We start from the raw sequence: 13,146 nt of genomic DNA, 5'->3' as shown, positions 1-13,146 counted from the left end.
CTTCTACCATGCCTTGGCTGTGGCAGCCGAGGGGGCGGGGGTAGGATCTGCCGATGGAGACTCAGACGCCTGTTTGAGGTCTTCTTCGCTGAGCTTTCCCTCGTCCTTGAGCTGTTTTTGGGCTTTTGCCACGGCGTCGGCAATAGTTTGCGCGTACACCTGCTGACCTTGCCCCTGCGGGTGGACACCGTCAGAGACTAGATAATCGCTGTGTCCGGCAGCAGCTTGTGCCCAGTCGGCTACCAGTACCGTATCCGGGTATTTCTGTGCTGCCTGGTGCATCAAATCATTAGAGCCGGCTACCCAGGTGAGATTGGACGGCGCCGCACCGGTGACCAAAACAATCTTGCGTTCTTGGTGCGGTGCCAGAGCCTGCACCAGCTCATCAATCTGGGACTGTGCCAACGTTGAATTGGTGGCGAGCGAAACAACCACTACCTGTCCTAGCTGATGGTTGGCAGCGTCTTCTTTAATCTGAGGAAGAACTGCGACTAAAGTGCGGCTGACTTCGCCGTCGATGCTCGCCTGAGGAAGTTTTGATTGGAGGGCATCTGCTGAGGCAACGGTAACTGAGTCGCCGATAATTCTGACAGAACCGGCCACCACGCCGTCCTTCGCTGAAGCACTCGCCGAAGGCTGGGGCTGGGGAGCCACGGTGGTTTGGGCGTGATTTTCACCAGATGCCACCACCGCTTCCGCCTCGGTCATGGCGGGGGCATTCACTATCGCAAATCCGGTACCCACTGCACCCAAGAGAAATAGGGCCAGGGAGACGATGGGCAAAGCTTTAGCCGGTCCGACCAGTGCGCGACCGAAGGCGCGGAACGCCCCTCCAAAGCCAAGGCGACGAATAGGGTCTTCGACGAACATATAGGAAAGTCCCGCCACAATAAATGAGGCGAAGAGGACGACCCACGACGTCCAAAACCTATTCTCCGGACCAAAAACGTAGTGGGCGATAACCGCCAAAGGCCAATGCCAGAGATAGATCCCGTAGGAGCGTTGGCCAATCCAAACCAGAGGCGGTAGCGAAAGTACATTTCGCAAGAGAGATGCCACCGGAGCGCGAGAATCTGCCAGCAGAGCCTGGATAACTCCAACGGCAAGGACAGAAGCAAGAAGAAGATCCCACGGCATAAAAAATGCGTCGTGATCACCCCACCTGCGCGCCAGCGGAAAAATAGCAATCAGGCAGATCCATCCCACAAGACCCCGCAAAATGCCCCAGATGCCTTCCCCATAACCCACCACAGGGTAGAGGCGGCTATCGGCTGGCGGGTACATGCTCCAGGGAATGAGCAGTGCCAGGCTGACCCCGAGCATGATTCCAAAGAGATGGGTATCAGTTCCGTAGTAAATGCGGGATGCAGATGCTCCAACAGCGGTGAGCACCGCACTCAATACCACGGAAAGTAGTGCGAGAACTAGCGGAATGGCAAGGCGCTTTCTCCAACTAGCTACCCACATAAAAATAAAGACCAGGGCTATGGGCCAGAAAATATAGAATTGTTCCTCTACCGCTAAAGACCAAAAGTTGGTGAGCAGTTCGGGGGAAGTCTGAGCAAAATAATCATTGTCCGAGGCGATGTACAGCCAGTTGGACGAAAAGGTAAAAGCTCCTAGAACCTGTCTGCCCAAGCCAACCTGTATGTCCCCACCGATGATGAAAACTAATCCACCTACCACCGCAACCAGCACGATAATCGCAGGAATGAGGCGACGCAAACGGCGTACCCAAAACTGGACGATATTCATCTTGCCGGTTAAAGCACCTTCTTTGAGCAGCAGCGCAGTAATGAGATACCCAGAAATAACGAAGAAAATATCTACGCCCATCATGCCGCCGGGTAGCACCGTCGGCCACAAATGGTAAACCAACACCGAGCACACGGCGATAGCACGTAGTCCATCTAAACCGCGTAGTCGAAAAGAACGCTGGGCTTCTGCCGGATCAACATTGGAATAGAACACGTGATCTTCGAGCGCAGCGTTTTTGGTCTCGGCTATTTTGTTCACAGATACCTCGTCAACAATTTCAAAAAGGAATGCTGCCTGGGGGATATGGCAACTGTTTAAGTTTAGTACGCATTTGACTGCAAGATATTCGCGCTGTGCAAGGGAATCACATTATGACGAGTGAAGACGGTTTATCCGACGGCGTATCCCTGGAGACGATAGAGTGGAGCAGATATAGAATGTACACGGTAACGATTCACTCGATACCTGATAAAAGTGGGAGGCGCAGATGACTAAAATGTGGAAAGTTGCAGTTGCCGGATCTAATGGACGCATGGGATCAGAAGCCGTGAAAGCGGTTGAAAACGCAACAGATATGGAGCTGGTAGCGACTATCTCTAGCGCAGCGGAACTGAAGAAACTGGTGGAAACTGGCGCAGAGGTGCTCATCGATTTGACGGTTCCAGCTGCGACCGAACAGAATGTCCGCTTTGCCGTAGAAAATGGTATCCATGCGGTAGTGGGTACAACAGGTTGGGACGAACATAAGCTTCACAACCTGCGAACCCTGCTCACTCAGCATCCAGAGGTTGGAGTTCTTATTGCCCCCAACTTCGCTATCGGTGCGATTCTAGCCACCGAATTTGCGGCAAAAGCAGCCCAGTACTTCGAATCCGTAGAAGTCATCGAAATGCATCATCCGCAGAAAGTGGATGCGCCTTCAGGAACCGCAGCACACACGGCACAGAAAATTGCCGATGCCCGCGCTGCTGCCGGGGTAGCTCCTTCACCGGATGCCACAGAAACAGACGAGGGTGGCTCGCGCGGTGCTGACATCGACGGCGTCAAAGTACATGCGGTTCGCTTGCGTGGGCTGACCGCCAGCCAGGAAATCTTACTGGGAGATGAAGGTCAGCAACTTGTCATCCGCCACGATTCCTTTGACCGCAAATCTTTCATGCCCGGCGTCCTGCTGGGAGTGCGAGAAGTAGCGGCGCACCCCGGGCTCACTCACGGTCTTGACGGCTACCTCAATCTTCGCTAGATCTTACTTTTGATGAAGTCTTTGAAAATATTTGTTGCCTGCGCCGTTCTGGTCGGTTTATTGACCGTTCTGATATTGCCTCTGCCCACTGCCAGCAAAATGTTTGTCTTGGTGGCACTGGCATTTTCAGCGGTTTTCGTGTTCGTTGATTCGACGGGTAAAGGTAAGACTTTTGCGGCTATCACCATAGCGGCGTTGGTTCTCTATCTCTTCGTAACCTTTCAACGGGGTGTGCTTCTGCTTCAAGAGGGCAGCCTCTTGGCAATGTTGTTGGGGATAGGGCTCCTGGCCCTTCCCCTGATAGGTGCCTGGGCGATGGTGCGGGAAATCATCTTCGGTACGCGCATCCAACGCATGGCCGATGAACTCATGGCGAACGGGGAACTGCCCGAAGACCGGCTACCCCGCACTGCTTCAGGGAAAATTGACCGAGCTGCAGCGGATCAAGAATTCGCAAAATTTAGTCAGACGGTAGAGCAGGACCCCATGAACTGGAAACACTGGTTTAACCTATCGACCCTCTACGGAGCCGCAGGGGACCGGAAGCGAGCCCGCCAAGCAATGCGCACCGCCATCGCACTCAAATCGGGTAAAACATCGGCTAATCTATCCATCTAGGCGCTGACCAGTCTCATTCTTTCGGTCTTCAACCTGAGGAAATGCTGAGTGAACCGCGCTTGAAGAGCCAAAACATCCCAAACACCGCGAAAAGAAGGTAATCTAGCACTATGCCTGAGACTACAACCCCACCCCAAGGAACATTCGCTGAGCCAATTTTTGGGCGATTGCTGACCGCTATGGTTACTCCGTTCAAGGAGGACGGATCAGTTGATGAATCTCGCACCGCCGAACTAGCTCAATCGCTGGTGGACGACGGTCACGATGGTTTGGTTGTATGTGGCACCACTGGTGAGTACTCCACCATGACCGATGAGGAAAATGAAAAAGTTTTCCGCATCGTCAAAGAAGCGGTGGGTGAGCAGTGCAAGGTTGTTGCAGGCGTAGGCTCAAATGATACAGCGCATACTCTGCACCTAGCATCGTTGGCTGAAGGCATTGGGGTAGATGGTCTTTTGGTTGTCACCCCCTACTACAACAAACCTACTCAGGCAGGCGTAGCAGCTCACTTCACCACCGTGGCAAATGCAGTAAAAACGCCTGTGATGCTCTACGACATCCCCGGGCGTGCAGGTATCCCAATTCTTCCGGCTACTTTTGAAAAGCTAGCAACACATGAGAATATTGTTGCAGTTAAAGACGCCAAAGCTGACTTTGCTGCTGCGACCGAGGTCATGGCAGCAACTGATCTTCAGTACTATTCTGGAGATGACGGTTTAACCCTCCCCTGGATGGCGATGGGAGCAGTTGGGCTAGTGGGCGTTACCACCCACATTGCACCGGCGCTCTTCCGTCAACTGATTGATGCGGTAGTGGCACAGGACCTTTCCACCGCACAGAAACTTCACCTTGAGATCGCACCCATCGTTTCGGCAACGATGACTCGCGTTCCCGGTTGCGTAGCAGCCAAACAGATTCTTTCCTGGCAGGGCAAGCTGGATTCAGCCACCGTGCGCCTGCCTCATGTGGATCCCACTGATGAAGAAATCGCGCTCATGCGAGCAGATTTAGAGAAATCGTCGGTAGCTTCCACGCTTATTCGCTAGAGAACTAACCGATGGTGAAGCGGGCTCACGAACTTGACGTTCAAGTTCGTGAGCTCGTTTTTCACCGTAAACAGTAAGGATATATATTGCCATTTATTAATACAGAATTACGTCAGCCTAAGAAGCTGAAAAACGGTACCCTGCGCGTCGTTCCCTTGGGCGGCTTGGGCGAAGTGGGCCGTAACATGACCGTTTACGAAATCAACGGCAAATTGCTGGTGGTTGACTGCGGCGTGCTCTTCCCCGAAGAATCCCAGCCCGGTGTGGACTTGATTCTGCCCGATTTGCACTACATTGAGAACCGCCTGCAAGACATTGTGGCAGTTGTTCTGACTCACGGACACGAAGACCACATTGGTGCGGTTCCCTATCTGCTCAAACGCCGCCCCGATATCCCTTTGGTAGGCTCCCAGCTCACCTTGGCTTTGGTTGAAGCAAAACTTGCTGAGCACCGGATTAAGCCTTTCACCTTGACCGTGAAAGAGGGCATGGTTGAGTCCTTCGGTCCCTTCGAATGTGAATTTGTAGCGGTAAACCACTCGATTCCCGATGCCTTAGCTGTATTTATCCGCACCACTGCAGGCAACGTACTGCATACCGGTGACTTCAAGATGGATCAGCTACCCCTGGACGGTCGTATCACCGACCTGCGTCACTTTGCACGCCTGGGCGAAGAAGGCGTAGACCTCTTCCTGCCTGACTCCACCAACGCTGAAGTTCCCGGATTTACACCCACCGAAAAGAACATCGGCAAAGTGCTTTCTAATGTCTTCCGCGACGCAAACCAGCGCATCATCGTGGCGTCGTTCTCCTCGCACGTCCACCGTGTGCAGCAGGTATTGGACGCCGCTCACGAGCGCGGGCGCAAGGTAGTTCTCGTCGGTCGTTCGATGGTTCGAAACATGACCATCGCTGAAAAATTGGGTTACCTCAACGTCCCCGATAACACCCTGGTTGATTTGAAAAAGATTGACAACTATCGCCCCGAAGAGCTGGTTCTGATGTGCACCGGTTCGCAGGGCGAGCCGATGGCCGCCCTTTCTCGTATGGCTAATGGCGACCACAAGGTGCAGGTAGAACCCGGCGATACCATCGTTCTGGCATCATCTCTGATTCCCGGTAACGAAACCTCAGTGTTCCGTGTCATCAACGGTCTACTTGCTTTGGGCGCAGAGGTAATCCACAAGGGTAACGCTAAGGTGCACGTTTCCGGCCACGCTGCTGCAGGCGAGTTGCTGTACTGCTATAACATCCTCAAGCCCAAGAACGTGATGCCCGTGCACGGCGAAGTTCGTCACCTCATTGCCAACGGTGAGCTCGCTCAAGAAACAGGCATTCCTGAAGAGAATATTATCTTGGGAACCGGTGGCACGGTCGTTGACCTGTACGAGGGCAAAGCAGAAATCGTAGGTCAGGTACGTTGCGATTACGTTTACGTGGACGGACGCTCAGTAGGCCAAGTTTCTGAAGACGACTTGAAAGACCGCCTGGTTCTGAGCGAAGAAGGCTTCATCTCCGTGGTGACTGTAGTGGATCGTCAGACGAAGCGTGTTGTCTCCGGTCCCGATATTCACGCCCGCGGCGTTGCTGAAAACGACTCGGTCTTCGAAGATATCGCTCCCAAGATTGTGACCGCGCTGGAGGATGCACTGCATCAAGGTCCCTCTAAGACCCATACCAATCATCAACTACAGCAAATTGTTCGCCGTACGATTGGTTCATGGGTTGCACGCCGACTGCGCCGCAAGCCTATGATTATCCCGGTAGTGATTGATACCCCTACCAAAAACCGGGATTAATCCTGTAAGTTAAACGTAAAGTTGAAACTTATTTTCTAAAGATTGAAGCGGAAAGCTTTCAAGGTTAACTTGAAGGCTTTCCGCTCTCGCTAACTAATGTTTAGGACGTATGGCACCGAGAACCTCATCTGGTCGGTCTTCCCAGGCTGGAAAGAAAAAGACACGTTCCTCTAGCACCCGAGCAAAGGGCGGCTCAAACCGCGCTCGCTCTGGTGCTCAGTCTGCATCTGAGTCACCTAACTGGTTGCTACGGAGCATCTTGGCAGTGTGGACTTCCCTGGCACACACGGTCGGCGCCGCCGTCCGTCGTATGGGAACTCTGCGCACTGATATGCACCCTGACGAGCGGCGCGATGGGGGAGCATTACTGATTCTCACCATCGGGTTGATAACTGCCGGAGTGGAATGGTGGGCATGGCGCACCATCGATACGTACTCTTGGATTGAATGGCCCCTTCACGCTTGGCATGTGATGGTGGGCGGTCTCTTTGGCTTTGGAACTCTGCTCATTCCAATTTTCTGCATGGTGTTCGCCTGGAGAATCTTCCGCCATCCTGTGGAGGTTCACGCTAACAACCGCATAGCCCTGGGCATGTTGCTCATGGTAATAGCCACCTCCATGCTCGGTGCCAAGCTGGCAGGTTATCCCACCCTCGCTCAAGGATTTGAAGGCGTGTGGTCTGGTGGCGGAATTATTGGACTAATTCTCTCAGCCCCTGCCATGCGTTTAGTGGGCGGTATTAGTTTCTTTGAGTGGCTTCTCATCGGGCTTGTTTTCTTGATCGGTCTGCTCATTGCTACCAAAACTCCTCTTCGCCAAGTTGTTCCCAAAATCGTTCATTTGATGGGGGTCATGTTGGGGGAGGCGCCCGCGCGTCCTGAACCAGCTACTACCCAATTAGACGCCAAAGAGCATGACCGCAGCTATCTCTACGAGCACGAACCCGCTCCTGCTAGCCCTCCTCGGAAGGGGCTCTTGGCATGGCTGGGCTTTGGAACTGGGCATGAAAATGATCGGCGTCTGGATCGCTATGACGGTGATGAAGCGTTTGATACCGCCCTGCTTTCTGACGATTACGAATATGTTGATCCACCCACCCAGCCCCAGAAGAAGACAGTTTCTTCAAAGCGTGCCCAGAAACGCCAGACGAAGGCGTTTGATGTCATGGCACAGGAAGAAGAATCTGTTTCTGCTAAGGCACAAAGCGAGCTTTTTGATGTTAGCCAGTATGCCGATTCAGATGCTCCAGCTCAGCGCCTTGCCCAGGCACAGCAGGCAGCGGTAAATCACGGACGGGTCGAACCAGAAGATTCTCGTCCCAGAGAAACAGAATCGAATCGAGATCAAGAGCCTTCTGGCTCAGCTAACGCTTCGGCATCGGTAGCAGCAGGTCAGTCTCAGGCAACAACGTCCCGTGCAATGGCTCCCCAGCGACCGGCAGCTTCGAGTCCAGCCCCGGCGTCCTTAAATACGCCAAAGGCTACCCCTGCTTCAACTAGCCGATCGGTACAGAACAACACGATCTCAGCACCGGTGGAGTCACCACGGCCGGCACAGGTAGTTGAATCCTCTTCGGGTAACTATGAACTTCCCGAGGAATCCTTGCTGATTGCAGGCCCACCTGCCAAAGAGTCGTCCGAGGTCAATGAGCAAGTCGTTGAGTCATTAACTAACGTGCTCCAGCAGTTCAACGTGGACGCCGAGGTTACCGGATTCTCCCGTGGACCCACCGTTACCCGCTACGAAATTGAGCTGGGTGCCGGTACGAAAGTAGAGCGAGTTACTGCGCTTTCTAAAAACATTTCATATGCTGTGGCATCTGCTGATGTGCGCATCCTTTCGCCTATTCCCGGTAAATCCGCTATTGGTATTGAGATTCCAAATACCGATCGCGAGACCGTAGCGTTGGGCGATGTTCTGCGCTCTCCACAAGCTCATCAGGCGCACCATCCCATGATTATGGGCGTGGGCAAAGATGTCGAAGGCGGATTTGTTCTCGCCAACTTGGCAAAGATGCCGCATATGCTGGTTGCCGGTGCAACGGGTGCAGGTAAATCGTCGTTCGTGAACTCGATGATTACCTCTATTCTGATGCGCTCTACTCCCGATCAGGTTCGCCTAGTGATGGTTGATCCGAAGCGCGTGGAACTGACCGCTTACGAAGGTATCCCTCACCTTATTACTCCCATTATCACCAGCCCGAAAAAGGCTGCTGAAGCTTTGCAATGGGTAGTACGAGAAATGGATGCCCGCTACGACGACCTGGCTCATTACGGATATAAGCACATTGATGATTTCAATAAAGCGGTCAAGGCGGGCAAGATTCAACCCGAGCCGGGCTCTCAGCGAACCATCAAGGAATATCCCTACCTTTTGGTGATTGTGGACGAGCTTGCCGACCTCATGTTGGTTGCCCCGCGCGACGTCGAAGAGTCCATCGTGCGTATCACCCAGCTGGCTCGTGCTGCGGGTATTCACCTGGTGTTGGCTACCCAGCGCCCGTCGGTCGACGTCGTCACCGGTTTGATTAAGGCGAACGTACCTTCGCGTCTGGCTTTTGCGACTTCATCGGTTACCGATTCCCGTGTGGTTCTCGACCAACCCGGTGCAGAAAAGCTCATCGGACAGGGTGACGCGCTCTTTTTGCCGATGGGCGCATCTAAGCCTATTCGAGTGCAGGGTGCGTGGGTCGGTGAATCTGAGATTCATGACATCGTGGAGCACGTCAAAACCCAGATGCCGGTACGCTATCGTGACGATGTCATCCAGGCAGCTCCGAAGAAGCAGATTGATGATGATATTGGAGATGACCTCGATGTTCTCTTGCAGGCAGCTGAACTCGTAGTGACTACCCAATTTGGCTCAACTTCCATGTTGCAGCGCAAGCTACGCGTCGGTTTCGCTAAAGCAGGCCGTCTGATGGATTTGCTGGAATCACGCGAAATCGTTGGACCGTCAGAAGGGTCGAAAGCACGCGATGTGCTGGTAGCTCCCGATGATCTTCCGGTAGTTTTGGCGAAACTACGGGGCGAAGATCCACCCGAGCCCGAACCGGCTACAGTTCCCGCTGAGAGCGGTTTGGGCGAGCACTATGGAACCGATGCCGTGGCTAGTTCCCTCGGCGAACCAGCCCCCGACTATTTTGACTCAGCTGATGAACCAGGCGACGAAGACGCCTGGAATCTCACCGGCAGATAATCCAGAAAGAGAGATCGTCATGAGCGAAACCCAACAGGCTTCCAACTGGAACCTGCCCAATGTACTAACTACTTTGCGCATCATTATGGTTCCGCTGTTTGTGTGGCTCATGGCGGGGGGCGGCACCTTTGGAGAGGATTCGCTGAGCGCACGCTGGTGGGCACTGGCGGTGTTTATTCTGGCGATGATTACTGACTGGCTGGATGGCTCCATCGCTCGTTCGCGCAACTTGATTACCAGCTTTGGCAAAATCGCAGACCCTATTGCCGATAAGTTGCTTACCGGTGCAGCATTTGTCATGCTTTCCATTCTTGGCGAGCTGTGGTGGTGGGTCACCATCGTGATTTTGGTGCGCGAGTGGGGGATTACCATCATGCGTTTCTTCGTGATTCGCTATGGCGTGATGGCTGCAGGCAAAGGTGGCAAGCTTAAGACCGTTTTGCAGACCGTTGCGCTGGTACTCTTAGTTGCTCCTTTGGGGCAGCTGGGTACCTGGGCTCTCATTCCCGGTTATATCGTGATGGCGGCTGTGGTTGTTATTACCGTGGTGACGGGTCTCGACTACGTGAAGAAAGCAATCGAACTCCGCCGTGACTATCTAGCAAAGAACCCCTCCTAATATGATGGCCGAATTGGAAGAGCTTGCTCGAGAGGTTATTGAAGCTGCAACTGCGAGAGGGGTTCACCTTGCCACTGCTGAATCTTTGACCGGGGGCATGCTGGGTAATTTTCTCTGTACAGTACCTGGTGCCTCCGCTACTTATTACGGCGGCGTCATTTCTTATGCCAATGAGGTCAAGCAAACGGTGCTTGGTGTTGAAGAAGAGTTGCTTGCAGAACAAGGTTCGGTGGACCCTCTGGTAGCGGAGCAGATGGCGCAGGGCGCCGCTAGAGTATGCGGTGCAGAATTTGCTATTTCGACGACGGGCGTGGCTGGGCCAGCACCGCATGACGGTAAACCCGTGGGCAGGGTCTATTTAGGTATTCTTACTCCCGAAGGTTCCCGAAGCGTGGAGCAACAATATTCGGGTGATCGCCGAGAGATTCGACTTCAAGCTGCAGAAGATGCTCTTCATCTACTACTGGGCGCACTGATATCTTCCAGCCCAGCGTCCCCCTAAGGCCTTCTCTCAGGAAATACCCAGAGAATTTTTTGAATTTAGGGGAATGAAAACACAGGTACGTGCTGTTGTATTAAATGCAAGGCTTCAGTGAATAGAAAAGATTTCTGAAGAATAAAATAATCTTGCTTATTATCTGAAATCAGTTAGGCTATTAGAAGCGCTCAGGCATCTGAGCATGAATACCAGGAGTTAGGTATAAAAATGACTAAGCAACCCGTATCCGTAAACGGTGTCGTCCGTTGGAAGGATGTGGGTCAGTCCGCAAATACTGCACCCACCTCGCGCGAGCCCAAGGTAATCCTGTTGCGTCACGCTATTGGTGAAGTGCTTCGTGATGTTCGTCAGCGTCAGAATCGTACGTTGCGCGAAGTCTCTCATTCGGCTCGAGTCTCATTGGGCTATCTCAGTGAAGTGGAACGCGGTCAGAAAGAAGCTTCTTCTGAACTGCTCGCTTCTATCTGTCAGGCACTGGAGATTCCTCTCTCTCAGATGCTTGCAGAGGTTTCAGAGCGTATGGCTGTTGAAGAAGGCTTCAATGTTCCCGATACGGTTCCCGCTGAGTTCTCTGAACAGTTCAAGCGTGAATACGGTGTTTCCGCTACTTCTTCCAAGGATATTCCTTCAGGCGAGCCTACTTTGAGCCCCACTCGATAATTATGGGGATGTTTGAAGGTGGTTCTCGCCGCCTCAATCTTCTAGACTGCACGTTCATGAATCATGGGCGTGCAGTTTTTATGACAAAGCATGGTTGAGAAGTACCTAAAAGGGAAGGGTTGCTGTGAAACTCAGTGAATTTTGGTCTCTGATGGATTATGAATTTACACCCTCATATTCGAGAGTACTGGCACGAGACCTCGTGCTTCCCGAATTCAATAACGTTACTGTTCAAGAAGCGCTTAACCGCGGAGAAGACGTGCGGGCGGTATGGCTTGCTGTATGCACCATGCAGGAGATACCACCGGAGCGTAGGTGGGGTCCAGATATTCCCCCAAAGTCTTAGATTGGTTATTTTGTTCTAATTAAGTTCGAATACTAGAAAATATGTTCGAAAACCGGTAAAGTTTTCCACAGATAGAAAAAAGTTCAATTTTTAGGTCGGATTTATCCACAGATTTCGAAAAAGGCCTTAAATTGTCAGTCGTTGCGCTTACTGTGGTGTCAGAAGCAAAACTTCCATCACAGAAACCAAGTGAGGTTATACATAATGGCAGCTAAATCCCGCACAACCCAGCAGGTCAGCCGAGTTTCAGAAGAGGGGCGCGAAAAAGCTCTTGAAGCCGTCATGGCTCAAATCGATAAGAATTATGGCAAGGGCGCAGTCATGCGTCTGGGCGATAAAGAAGCCGTGAAAGTTGAAACTATCTCCACTGGCGCACTGTCTCTGGATGCCGCATTGGGAATTGGGGGGTTGCCTCGTGGTCGCGTCGTAGAAATTTATGGTCCTGAATCTTCAGGTAAGACCACTGTAGCTTTGCACGCCGTTGCTAGCGTTCAGAAAGAAGGCGGTATTGCTGCCTTTATCGACGCCGAGCACGCGCTCGATCCTATTTACGCTGCTAAGTTGGGCGTTGATACAGACGCATTGTTGGTGTCTCAGCCTGATACCGGTGAGCAAGCTTTGGAAATCATGGACATGTTGGTGGGTTCAGGCTCTGTTGACATCATCGTGGTTGACTCAGTTGCAGCTTTGGTTCCTCGCGCAGAAATTGAAGGCGAAATGGGCGATTCCCACGTGGGCCTCCAGGCACGATTGATGTCGCAGGCTTTGCGTAAGATCACCGGCCGTTTGGCGCAGACCGGTACCACCGCCATCTTCATTAACCAGTTGCGTGAAAAAATTGGTGTTTTCTTCGGTTCTCCCGAAACCACTACCGGTGGTAAAGCCTTGAAGTTCTACGCGTCGGTTCGTATTGATATCCGTCGTATCGAAACTTTGAAAGATGGTGCTAACCCCATCGGTAACCGCACCCGTGCCAAGATTGTGAAGAACAAGATGGCTCCGCCCTTCAAGCAGGCTGAATTCGATATTCTCTATGGCGAAGGTATTTCCATTGAGGGCGGCATTATTGACATGGGCGTTGAAAACAACATCGTCAAGAAGTCCGGTGCTTGGTTTACCTATGAAGGCGATCAGCTGGGTCAAGGTAAAGAAAATGTCCGTCGTTTCTTGAAGGATAATCCTGAGCTTGCCGAGGAAATCAAGTACAAAACTCTGGTGAAGCTTGGCATTATTGAGTCTGATGAAGAAGAAGAGAGCGCTGACGTCGCGGATGAGTTCTCTGAGGATATTGATCCATTGGATGCAGTGAGCGAGAACTTCTAAAGTAACGCTTGAGGGTATGGTTTTGCCCGAATAAGT

General features: G+C 52.5%; 11 protein-coding genes. 10 read left to right on the top strand and 1 reads right to left on the bottom strand.

Going from position 1 to position 13,146, the window contains the following annotated elements; all coding sequences use genetic code 11:
• Positions 1-3: 3 nt before the first annotated feature.
• The gene (locus tag IDM48_RS08000; protein WP_238397935.1) at positions 4-2,016 is read right to left on the bottom strand and encodes an acyltransferase family protein; all 2,013 of its coding nucleotides are present in this window, start codon (positions 2,014-2,016) and stop codon (positions 4-6) included.
• Between the two features lie 229 nt (positions 2,017-2,245).
• Between IDM48_RS08000 and dapB the strand changes: the two genes are divergently transcribed.
• From dapB to recA, 10 genes are all read left to right on the top strand, one after another.
• Positions 2,246-3,001: a 4-hydroxy-tetrahydrodipicolinate reductase gene (dapB, locus tag IDM48_RS07995; RefSeq protein WP_145174864.1), complete on the top strand. Its 756-nt coding sequence runs from the start codon at positions 2,246-2,248 to the stop codon at positions 2,999-3,001.
• Positions 3,002-3,022: 21 nt separating this feature from the next.
• The gene (locus IDM48_RS07990) at positions 3,023-3,619 is read left to right on the top strand and encodes a hypothetical protein (protein WP_420803872.1); all 597 of its coding nucleotides are present in this window, start codon (positions 3,023-3,025) and stop codon (positions 3,617-3,619) included.
• A 110-nt stretch (positions 3,620-3,729) separates the two neighbouring features.
• A complete protein-coding gene (gene dapA / locus IDM48_RS07985) occupies positions 3,730-4,665 on the top strand; it encodes a 4-hydroxy-tetrahydrodipicolinate synthase (RefSeq protein WP_068167977.1) in 936 nt (311 codons plus the stop codon).
• An 86-nt stretch (positions 4,666-4,751) separates the two neighbouring features.
• The gene (locus IDM48_RS07980; RefSeq protein WP_068167979.1) at positions 4,752-6,464 is read left to right on the top strand and encodes a ribonuclease J; all 1,713 of its coding nucleotides are present in this window, start codon (positions 4,752-4,754) and stop codon (positions 6,462-6,464) included.
• Positions 6,465-6,573: 109 nt separating this feature from the next.
• Positions 6,574-9,663: an FtsK/SpoIIIE family DNA translocase gene (locus tag IDM48_RS07975; protein ID WP_190616861.1), complete on the top strand. Its 3,090-nt coding sequence runs from the start codon at positions 6,574-6,576 to the stop codon at positions 9,661-9,663.
• 19 nt (positions 9,664-9,682) lie between these two features.
• Positions 9,683-10,282: a CDP-diacylglycerol--glycerol-3-phosphate 3-phosphatidyltransferase gene (gene pgsA / locus IDM48_RS07970; protein ID WP_238397934.1), complete on the top strand. Its 600-nt coding sequence runs from the start codon at positions 9,683-9,685 to the stop codon at positions 10,280-10,282.
• A gap of 1 nt (position 10,283) precedes the next feature.
• Positions 10,284-10,784, top strand: coding sequence for a CinA family protein (locus IDM48_RS07965; protein WP_141669313.1), 501 nt, complete (start codon positions 10,284-10,286; stop codon positions 10,782-10,784).
• A gap of 204 nt (positions 10,785-10,988) precedes the next feature.
• Entirely contained in the window at positions 10,989-11,441 is a 453-nt protein-coding gene (locus IDM48_RS07960; protein WP_068167989.1) for a helix-turn-helix domain-containing protein, read from the top strand.
• 151 nt (positions 11,442-11,592) lie between these two features.
• A complete protein-coding gene (locus IDM48_RS07955; protein WP_338019221.1) occupies positions 11,593-11,787 on the top strand; it encodes a DUF3046 domain-containing protein in 195 nt (64 codons plus the stop codon).
• Positions 11,788-11,991: 204 nt separating this feature from the next.
• Positions 11,992-13,110: a recombinase RecA gene (recA, locus tag IDM48_RS07950; RefSeq protein ID WP_068167991.1), complete on the top strand. Its 1,119-nt coding sequence runs from the start codon at positions 11,992-11,994 to the stop codon at positions 13,108-13,110.
• The last annotated feature ends 36 nt before the right edge of the window (positions 13,111-13,146 follow it).

The sequence above is a fragment of the Rothia amarae genome (assembly GCF_014705945.2).
GTDB classification, from domain to species: domain Bacteria; phylum Actinomycetota; class Actinomycetes; order Actinomycetales; family Micrococcaceae; genus Rothia; species Rothia amarae.
This window is presented reverse-complemented; position numbering and strand designations above follow the sequence as displayed.

Coding starts and splice junctions, on each gene's coding strand:
- dapB (WP_145174864.1), top strand. CDS start 2,246: ATGACTAAAATGTGGAAAGTTGCAGTTGCCGGATCTAATGGACGCATG.
- dapA (WP_068167977.1), top strand. CDS start 3,730: ATGCCTGAGACTACAACCCCACCCCAAGGAACATTCGCTGAGCCAATT.
- IDM48_RS07975 (WP_190616861.1), top strand. CDS start 6,574: ATGGCACCGAGAACCTCATCTGGTCGGTCTTCCCAGGCTGGAAAGAAA.
- pgsA (WP_238397934.1), top strand. CDS start 9,683: ATGAGCGAAACCCAACAGGCTTCCAACTGGAACCTGCCCAATGTACTA.
- IDM48_RS07965 (WP_141669313.1), top strand. CDS start 10,284: ATGATGGCCGAATTGGAAGAGCTTGCTCGAGAGGTTATTGAAGCTGCA.
- IDM48_RS07960 (WP_068167989.1), top strand. CDS start 10,989: ATGACTAAGCAACCCGTATCCGTAAACGGTGTCGTCCGTTGGAAGGAT.
- IDM48_RS07955 (WP_338019221.1), top strand. CDS start 11,593: ATGGATTATGAATTTACACCCTCATATTCGAGAGTACTGGCACGAGAC.
- recA (WP_068167991.1), top strand. CDS start 11,992: ATGGCAGCTAAATCCCGCACAACCCAGCAGGTCAGCCGAGTTTCAGAA.